1 pseudogene is annotated in these 374 nt (G+C 40.4%); it reads left to right on the top strand.

The features are described 5' to 3' along the window. Positions 1-27: 27 nt before the first annotated feature. A pseudogene (locus tag QTN94_RS20580) lies at positions 28-374 on the top strand (sel1 repeat family protein); the annotation flags it as partial.

Genomic DNA, 374 nt, shown 5'->3' with positions numbered 1-374 from the left:
GCGATGCTGTCCTTGTACTACTTTTTTTTGAAGCCTGAGACTTTGGATGAAGCGCTAAAGTGGAACCTCAAAGCAATCAAATTGGGTTACGCTGCTGCTGCAACCAGTCTTTACTATGCCTATTCTCAAGGCAAAAAAGATAGTAATGGCAACATAATCATCCAACGTGATGTTAAAAAAACCTATTACTACAATCGTCTGTCTGGCGCATTAGGGGGGGAAGAGAAAATGGCTTACTCAATTACACAGGAACATGTATATGATGAATATGGCTCACCATTAGCAGATGAAGAAGGTCGCCCTGTGTTTAAAACACTCATCACTAAAGAAGAACAAGCTGAATTAGACAAGCAAGTGGCAGAGTTTGTTAAAGA

Source organism: Vibrio sp. M250220 (assembly GCF_036533795.1).
GTDB lineage: Bacteria > Pseudomonadota > Gammaproteobacteria > Enterobacterales > Vibrionaceae > Vibrio.
The sequence above is the reverse complement of the archived record's forward strand: the minus strand, read 5'-3'. Positions and strand labels throughout refer to the sequence as shown.